Origin of the sequence: Dyella sp. (assembly GCF_036384435.1) — a bacterium.
Taxonomy (GTDB): Bacteria; Pseudomonadota; Gammaproteobacteria; order Xanthomonadales; family Rhodanobacteraceae; genus GSA-30.
Genome location: NZ_DASVMI010000037.1, coordinates 1 through 8,919 on the forward strand (window position 1 = coordinate 1; position 8,919 = coordinate 8,919).

Annotated in this window: 4 protein-coding genes; all 4 read left to right on the forward strand. The window is 61.3% G+C overall.

Features of this window, described 5'->3' with window-relative positions; all coding sequences use genetic code 11:
- Positions 1-1,569, forward strand: a 1,569-nt coding sequence (locus VF436_RS03395; protein ID WP_330902574.1) for a nucleoside-diphosphate sugar epimerase/dehydratase, incomplete at its 5' end; no start/stop codon positions are given.
- Positions 1,570-2,442, forward strand: coding sequence for a UTP--glucose-1-phosphate uridylyltransferase GalU (gene galU / locus VF436_RS03400; RefSeq protein WP_330902575.1), 873 nt, complete (start codon positions 1,570-1,572; stop codon positions 2,440-2,442).
- Positions 2,443-2,692: 250 nt separating this feature from the next.
- The gene (locus tag VF436_RS03405; RefSeq protein ID WP_330902576.1) at positions 2,693-3,859 is read left to right on the forward strand and encodes a PLP-dependent aspartate aminotransferase family protein; all 1,167 of its coding nucleotides are present in this window, start codon (positions 2,693-2,695) and stop codon (positions 3,857-3,859) included.
- A gap of 175 nt (positions 3,860-4,034) precedes the next feature.
- On the forward strand, positions 4,035-8,919 hold a 4,885-nt coding region (locus tag VF436_RS03410; protein ID WP_330902577.1), incomplete at its 3' end, for an alpha-2-macroglobulin.

The window sequence follows — 8,919 nt, forward strand, 5'->3', positions numbered from 1 at the left end:
TCGGTGCTGCTGCTCTATCCGGTGGTGCTGTCGACCATGCTCGGTGCGCCTCGCCTGACCTACCGTTTCTGGAAGGACAGCCGACTGGATATGTTCCCCGCCGAGGGCGCGCAGCGCGTGCTTATCGTGGGCGCCGATCGCGCCGGCGAGGCACTTTCGCGCGACCTGCATCGTGATGCCCGCTTCAACGTCGTTGGTTTCGTCGACGACAAGGAAAGCCTGCGTGGCGCGAGCATCAACGGCCGCCCGGTGCTTGGGCGCATCGACCAGTTGCCCGAACTGACCCGCGAAGCTGCCGTGCAGATGCTGCTGATCGCCCTGCCAGGGGCATCGACCTCAGAAATGCGCCGCGTCGTCGAGTTGTGCGATCTCACGGGCCTGCCGTACCGCACCGTGCCCAAGCTTGAGGATGTCGTGGCCGGTCGCGCGCAGTTCAATGAAATCAAGGAAGTGGCAATCGAGGATCTGCTCGGGCGCGATCCGGTGGAGCTGGATTGGACGGCCATCCGCGAAACGCTGACCGGGCGCCGTGTGTTGGTGACCGGCGGTGGTGGTTCGATCGGTTCGGAATTGTGCCGTCAGGTGGCTCGCCTGGGCGCGCATTCGCTGGTTGTCGTGGACCACAGCGAATTCAACCTGTATCAGATCTCGCAGGAACTGCGCGCTGAATATCCCGAACTGATCTTCGAAGGTATCCTGGCCGACGCGGGTGACCCGGCCGCGATGCGCAAGCTGTTCATTGAGCAGCAGCCACAGGTCGTTTTCCACGCCGCGGCCTACAAACATGTGCCGATGCTGCAAGGGCAACTGCGGCAGGCCTTCCGTAACAATGTGCTGGTCACGCGCAATATCGCCGACCTGGCCGATCAGCATCAGGTCGAGTGCTTTGTGCTGATCTCCACTGACAAGGCGGTCAATCCGACCAGTGTCATGGGCGCCTGCAAGCGCGTGGCTGAAATCTGGTGCCAGAACCTGAATGCGCGCTCCAATACGCGCTACATCACCGTGCGCTTCGGCAATGTGCTTGATTCGGCCGGTTCAGTGGTGCCGCTCTTCCGTCAGCAGATTCGTAACGGCGGTCCGGTCACCATTACGCATCCAGAAATCTCACGCTATTTCATGACCATTCCCGAAGCCTGCCAGTTGATCCTGCAAGCGGCGAGCCTGGGGCAGGGCGGCGAGATCTTCGCGCTGGATATGGGCGAGCCGGTGAAAATCCGTGACCTGGCCGAGCAGATGATCCGCCTTGCTGGCAAAAAGCCTGGCACCGAGATTCCGATCGTCTATACCGGTCTGCGTTCGGGTGAGAAGCTTTTCGAGGAATTGTTCCATCCGCTGGAAAATTACAGTGCGACGACGCATGCCAAGATATTCCTGGCCCAGCATCGCCAGGTATCGTGGGACCTGCTGCAAGTACAGTTTAGCAAGGCAACTGAAGCGACGGTTGCCTTCGATGAGGAAAACCTTCGCGCCTGCGTGTCAGGTTTGCTCCCGTCGTTCCGTTGGAGCGATATTCCGCAGCCTGAAAACGTAGTCTCGATCCGTCGTGCCGAATCTGGAGAAAAGTGAGTGAGCAAGCCGTTGCGTAAGGTGGTATTCCCCGTAGCCGGTCTGGGTACGCGCTTTTTGCCTGCGACCAAGGTCGTTGCCAAGGAAATGCTGCCCGTGCTGGATCGTCCGCTGATCCAATACGCCGTCGATGAAGCCGTGGATGCTGGCGCCGACACGCTGGTGTTTGTAACCAACCGCTACAAGCACGCCATTGCCGACTACTTCGACAAGGCCTATGAGTTGGAGGCCAAGCTGGAGGAGAAAGGCAAGGATGAATTGCTGGCTCTTGTGCAGGGCACCTTGCCGCGCCATGTGCGCGCGATCTTCGTGACCCAGCCAGAGGCTCTTGGCCTGGGCCATGCCGTGCTTTGCGCCAAGCCCGTGGTGGGTGATGAGCCGTTCGGCATCATCTTGCCCGACGACCTGATCTGGAACCAGGGACGCGGTGCGCTCGGCCAGATGGCTGAACTGGCGCAATCTCAGGATGCCGGTGTCATTGCGGTGGAAGAAGTGCCACAGAACGAGACCGACAAGTACGGCATCGTCGATGCCACCACGATCGACGAGCGCAGCGCGCAGATCCGCCACATGGTGGAAAAGCCCAAGCCCGCCGATGCCCCGTCCAATCTTGCCGTGGTCGGTCGCTACGTGCTTCCCGGGCGCATTTTTCAGTTGCTCGAACAGACCACGCCTGGTGCGGGTGGTGAAATCCAGTTGACCGATGCCATCGAGGCCTTGCTCAAGGAGCAGGGCAAGGTGCTGGCCTATCGATTCCAGGGCACACGCTTCGATTGTGGCAACAAGGCAGGCCTGGTACGGGCCACCATGCATATGGCCATGCAGGACCCCAAGCTGGCGCAGACCGTGCGCGATTTTGCCGCCAACTTGTGACTGGGCGGGCGGCTGCGTCCTTTGTGACGTAGCCGCTTACCTTGACGGGTCCGTCTCTGTGAAACAGGGCAAGTAGCCGGGGCGCAAGCGTTGGGGGCAACGGCGGACTGACAATTTGCGAGAGTGCGCCGATGATGCGCCCTGATGATTCCTCCCTCGACTCTGGGCGCCCGACTCGTACTGTCCCATCGAGCTGTTCCGTGATATCCATGTTTCCTTGAGCTTCTCAAGGCCAGGCCTGAGCCGCAGCATGGATATCGACTGGATTATCAATCATCTCGGCGAGGACCGCGACCGTTACCACGGTGCCGTTGCGCCACCTTTGTTGCAGAGTTCGATTTTCGCGTTTCCCGATGTGGCCTCCATGCGCGAGGCGGCGGCCGATGAATTCAACGCCGCGATTTATACGCGTGGCAATAACCCCACCGTGTCCATGTTGCGCACCAAGTTGGCGGCGCTGGAAGGCGCCGCTGATGCCTTGGTTTTCGCCTCGGGGGCAGGTGCAATGGCCGCTGGCGTGATTGCCTGCGTCGCAGCCGGTGACCATGTCATTTGCGTGCAGCATGCCTACAGTTGGACCAGGCGCCTGCTCGATACATTGCTGCGCACGCTCGGAATCTCGGTCGATTTCGTCGATGGCCGTTCGCTCGATGCCATCGAACAGGCGATCGGTCCAAGCACGCGCCTGATCGTGCTAGAAAGTCCGACTTCGCTGACGTTCGAACTGCAGGACCTTGCTGCGATCGCCGCCATGGCGCGGCAGCGCGGCATCCTCACGCTATGCGACAACAGTTACGCTTCCCCGTTGGGGCAGTCGCCATTGGCGCTGGGCATCGACCTGGTCATGCACTCGGCCACCAAATACCTCAATGGCCACAGTGACGTCATGGCCGGCGTGCTTTGCGGCAGTCACGAATCCATGCGCATGGTGTTCGAAGGTCCTTTGATGACCTTGGGGGCGGTCATTTCGCCACACGATGCCTGGCTCATGTTGCGTGGCTTGCGCACGTTGCCGTTACGCATGGAGCGTTCGGCAGCCAGCGCGCTACAGGTGGCGCAATGGCTGGAGCAGCACCCACGCGTCGCGCGTGTCCACCATCCACACCTGCCGTCGCATCCCCAGCATGAGCTTGCGCTGCGCCAGATGCATGCGGCCAGCGGGGTGATGTCAATCGTGTTGGACGTGCCGGATGTGCCGTCGGTCGAACGATTCTGCAATGCGCTGCGGCGTTTCCTGCTCAGTGTCTCCTGGGGCGGTTACGAGTCGCTGGCCTGGCCGATGGCTTGTGCGTTGCCAGGTACGGCCCGCGTGGATACCAGCGCCTCGTTGCCGGCCAGTCTCGTGCGGCTTTCCATCGGCCTGGAAGACCCACGGGTGCTCATAGCCGACCTGGCTCAGGCTCTGGAACGCGTCTGACCCATACCGGCGCTGCCGCCGGCATGCCACAATGAACGCCCGAATCGGCCACATACGCGGCGCAGGATTCGGCATAGGGGATTTAGCACGGCTGGCTTGCGTCCGCACGGCGGGCGGTGTGGCTGCGTGTGGGTCTTTTTCCGTTGTTTTCAGTGGATGATTTCAGGGAAGCACCATGGATCTGCTGCGGTTTTTGTTGTTGTTGCCCGTGCGCCTGCTACGGGGCTTGCTTGGCCTTCTCGGCCTGATTCTGCGGCCGTTGATCGGCAATGTGTCGTGGTCCGCGCCCGCCTGGGCGCCCGCCACCGCAGGCCTGGTCAGGCGCCGTCCCCTGCATGCCGCCGGTACCCTCGTGGCCTTGCTGGTGATCGGCTTTGGCGGCTGGTATGGCTGGCAGTGGTACAAGAATCGCCCCAAGCCGGTCGAGCCGGAACGGGTCACGCTCTCCGCGCAGGCTCCGTTGCTGACCGATTACACGCAACAGCCGATCTTCATCTACCCGCTGAACGTGATGTTCTCTCGCTCAGCTGCGCAGATCGAGCAGGTCGGCAAGCCGGTTACTGCCGGCATCACCATGCAGCCGGCGATCAAGGGCCAGTGGACCTGGGTCGACGACAAGCACCTGCGCTTCACGCCCGCTGAAGACTGGCCGGTAGGCAAACACTTCCAGGTGCGCTTTGACGTATCCAAGGTATTCGCGCCGCACGTGAAGATGGCCGACGACCACGTTGATTTCGATACCGCCAAGTTCGAGATGACCGTCGGTCGTGGAGAGTTCTATCAGGACCCACAAGATGCCACGGCAAAGAAGACCATCCTCCCGGTGGATTTCAATTACCCGGTGGACCCATCGCAGTTCGAAAAGCGCATTGGTCTTGAGCTGAACCAGCCCGGCCTGGGCGGCGGCTCGCTCAAGTTCAGTGTGACCTACGACCAGAACAAGCTGCATGCCTGGATTCATTCGCAGCCTCTGGCCTTGCCCAAGGCCGATGGTGCGGTGGCCTATACGATTGCCAAGGGCGTGCGTAGCTCGCGTGGTGGCGATGGTACCGAAGACGAGCGGGCGGCGAGTATTGCGGTGCCTGGTCTCTATAGCCTGGCGATCAAGAGCATCGAACCTACCTTGGTCGACAACGACAAATACGAGCCCGAACAGGTGTTGTTGCTGGAAACCAGCGACAATGTCCGTGACAGCGAACTGGCCGGCCTGGTCAAGGCCTGGGTGCTACCCAAGCGCAATCCCAAATTCGACGATGACGATGATGCCGCTCCCTACCCATGGCAGCCTTCGGAAATCAGCGAGTCGCTGCTGAAGAAATCGCAGCCACTGAAGCTCGAAGTCGTACCGACCGAGAACGACTACGCATCACTGCAAAGCTTCAAGTTCCACGCCGAACCGGGCCAGCGCATTTACGTACGCGTGGAGAAAGGCCTGCGTTCGTTCGGTGGTTATCTTTCCGGCCAGGCGACGGCTCAGGCCATCACCGTACCGGACTATCCCAAGCTGTTGCGCTTCATGGCCGACGGCTCGCTGCTGTCGATGAGCGGCAGCAAGCGCGTATCGGTGGTGTCACGTAACCTGCCGGGCATGCGCGTGGAGGTGGGCCGCGTATTACCCGATCAGATCCAGCATCTGGTCAGCCTCAACCAGGGCAACTACACCAGGCCCGACCTTGTCTACGGCTTCAGCGAAGACCACATCGTCGAGCGCTACGAGGTCAAGCGCAGTTTCCCCAAGGGTGATCCGGGCAAGGCGCACTACGAGGGCGTGGACCTGGGCCAATACCTGAAGGAAGGCAAGCGCGGCGTATTCATGCTGCACTTGTCCGCCTATGACGCCAAGGCCGAAGCCAAGAAGGAACAGGCTGAAAAGGCTGCCGAAGACGAAGCCAAGAATGGTTTCAGCTCAGGCAACAGCGCGGCCAGTGGTGACCAAGGCGAAGGCGAGGGTGATGAAGGCGAGGGCGACGCCCCGGCTGACGACGATGCTGCCGCAGATGACGCCCGCCCTGCGCCGCAGGACACGCGCCTGGTGGTGGTGACCGACCTGGGCATGCTGGTCAAGAAGGCTGTCGATGGCAGCCAGGATGTATTCGTGCAGTCGATCGCCAGCGGTCAACCTGTCGCTGGCGCCAGCGTGGCGGTGGTGGCGCTCAACGGCCAGACGCTCTACAGCGAAACCACCAGCGGCGACGGCGTGGTGCATTTCCCCAGCCTCAAGGGCCTGGATCGCGACAAGAAGCCAGTCATGTACCTGGTCAAGAAGGGCGATGACTTGTCGTTCCTGCCGATTGGAACCTACGATCGCCAACTCGACTATTCGCGCTTCGATATCGGTGGTGAGCGCAACGCGGTCAGCGATGGCGCACTATCGGGCTATCTGTTTTCCGATCGCGGTATCTATCGCCCGGGCGATACCTTCCACATCGGCCTTATCGTGCGGGCGGCGACCTGGACACGCAGCGTCGCAGGCGTGCCGCTTCAGGCGGAAATCGTCGATCCGCGCGGTGTGGCAGTGAAGCAGGTGCCGCTCTCGATGGATGCCTCCGGCTTCGCCGAACTTGAATACGCACCCGCGGAAACCGCGCCCACCGGCACCTGGACGATCAATCTCTACATCGTCAAGGACGGCAAGACCAACGCGCAGATCGGCAACACGACGGTCCAGGTCAAAGAGTTCCTGCCCGATCGCATGAAGGTTGACGCGCACATGTCCCAGCAGGTGACCGAGGGCTGGGTCAAGCCTGAAGACCTCAAGGGTGAGGTCGATGTGCAGAACCTGTTCGGTACGCCGGCCACCGATCGACGCGTTTCCGCCTCGCTGACCTTGCGTCCTGCCTATCCAGCATTCCGCAGTTGGCCCGATTACCACTTCTACGATGTGCGTCGAGCCAAAGATGGTTACCAGGAAGATCTTGAAGACGGCAAGACCGACGACAAGGGCCATGCCGAGTTCAACCTGGATCTGAAGAAATACGCTGACGCGACCTACCAGTTGTACTTCCTGGCCAAGGCCTATGAAGCCGAAGGTGGCCGCAGCGTGGCCGCTGCCACGCAGACGCTGGTGTCGAGCAATGATTGGCTGGTGGGCTACAAGGCGACTGATGACCTTGATTACGTCAGCCGTGGTGCCAGTCGCACTGTGCGATTGGTGGCGATCGATCACCAGGCCAAGTCGACTGCCTTGAGCGATCTCAAGGTGCAACTGATCGAGCGTCGCTACATCTCGGTACTGACCAAGCAGGATTCGGGCGTCTACAAATACGAGTCCAAGCTTAAGGAAATTCCGGTCAGCGAGCAGCCGCTGAGCATTCCGGCCGGGGGCATGGATTACACCCTGCCCACCGACAAGCCCGGTAACTTCGCGCTGGTGATTCGCCGCACCGATCGTGCGGAGGTCAACCGTATCGAATACAGCGTCGTAGGCGACGCCAATGTCTCTCGCTCACTCGATCGCAATGCCGAACTGCAGCTCAACCTGAGCAAGAAGGATTACGCCCAGGGCGAGACGGTGGATATCGCCATCCGTGCGCCGTACGCCGGCAGCGGCCTGATCACCATCGAGCGCGACAAGGTCTACGCGCACGCGTGGTTCCACGCCGACACCACCAGCTCCGTACAGCACATCACCGTACCGGCGAGCTTTGAAGGCAACGGCTATATCAACGTGCAGTACATCCGCGATCCGTCCTCGGACGAGATCTTCATGAGCCCGTTGAGCTACGGTGTCGTGCCGTTCTCAGTCAATCTCGATGCCCGTCGCAACGACATCAAGGTCGCTTCGCCCGCGCTGGTCAAGCCTGGCCAGGATGTCACCTTCAAGGTCACGTCCAGCCAGCCAACCAAGGCAGTCGTGTTCGCCGTGGATGAGGGCATCCTGCAAGTGGCGCGCTACAAGCTGGGTGACCCGCTGAAATTCTTCTTCCGCAAGCGCATGCTGGAAGTGGGCACCTCGCAGATCCTCGACCTGATCCTGCCGGACTTCGAGAAGCTGATGTCGATGGCCGCTCCGGGTGGCGACGAGGATGGTGCCATCGGCCGCCAGCTCAATCCGTTCAAGCGCAAGCGCGATAAGCCGGTGGCTTATTGGTCGGGTATCGTGGACGTGGATGGCGAAAAGGACCTGACCTATCACGTGCCTGACTACTTCAATGGCAAGCTGCGTGTGATGGCGGTGTCGGTCTCGCCGGACAAGATCGGTACCTTCGAGGGCGCCACCACGGTGCGCGGTGATTTCGTACTGTCGCCGAATGTGCCGACCACGCTGGCCCCCGGTGACGAGGTCGAGGTAAGCGTTGGCGTGGCCAACAACCTGACCGGCCTGGGGGGCAAGCAGGTGCCGGTGTCGGTTTCGCTCAAGACGGGCCCGCAACTGCAACTGGTCGGCAATGCCACGCAGAGCATCAATCTTGGCGAGATGCGCGAAGGCGTGGCGTTGTTCCGCGTGAAAGCCACCGAGCAGCTCGGTTCCGGCAACCTGACTTTCACCGCCACCTATGGCGACAAGTCGGCCAGACAGAGCGTCGACCTGTCGGTGCGTCCGGCAGCAGCCTTCCGCACCACGGTGGGCATCGATCGCGTCGAGGCGGGCAGCAAGGCCGATTTCACCGATATACGCAAGCTCTACGATGCCTATGCCAAGCGTGATGTGGCGATCTCCAACCTGCCGCTGGTGCTGGCGCAAGGCCTGTCCGCTTACCTGGTGAATTTCGAGCATTACTGCACCGAACAGATTCTCAGTGGTGCCATGCCGGCGCTGGTGTTCGGTCAGCGGCCGGAATTCAAGTCGGTGCTCGATGCCTCCCAGAAGACCGGCGGCAAGACCCAAGCCGAGGCGCTGGCAAGCCTTTACGATGCCCTGCATACACGCCAGAACGGGCAGGGTGGCTTCAGCCTGTGGACGGCCACGCCCGATGGCGATGCCTTCCGCAGCGACTACGCCATGCACTTCATGCTGGAGGCACGCGATCGCGGCATGGCCGTGCCACGCGATATGTTCGATGCGGGTAACGGATACCTCAAGCAGATCGCCGCCGATGACAGTGCCGATTCGATTGAGG

Coding starts and splice junctions, on each gene's coding strand:
- VF436_RS03405 (WP_330902576.1), top strand. CDS start 2,693: ATGGATATCGACTGGATTATCAATCATCTCGGCGAGGACCGCGACCGT.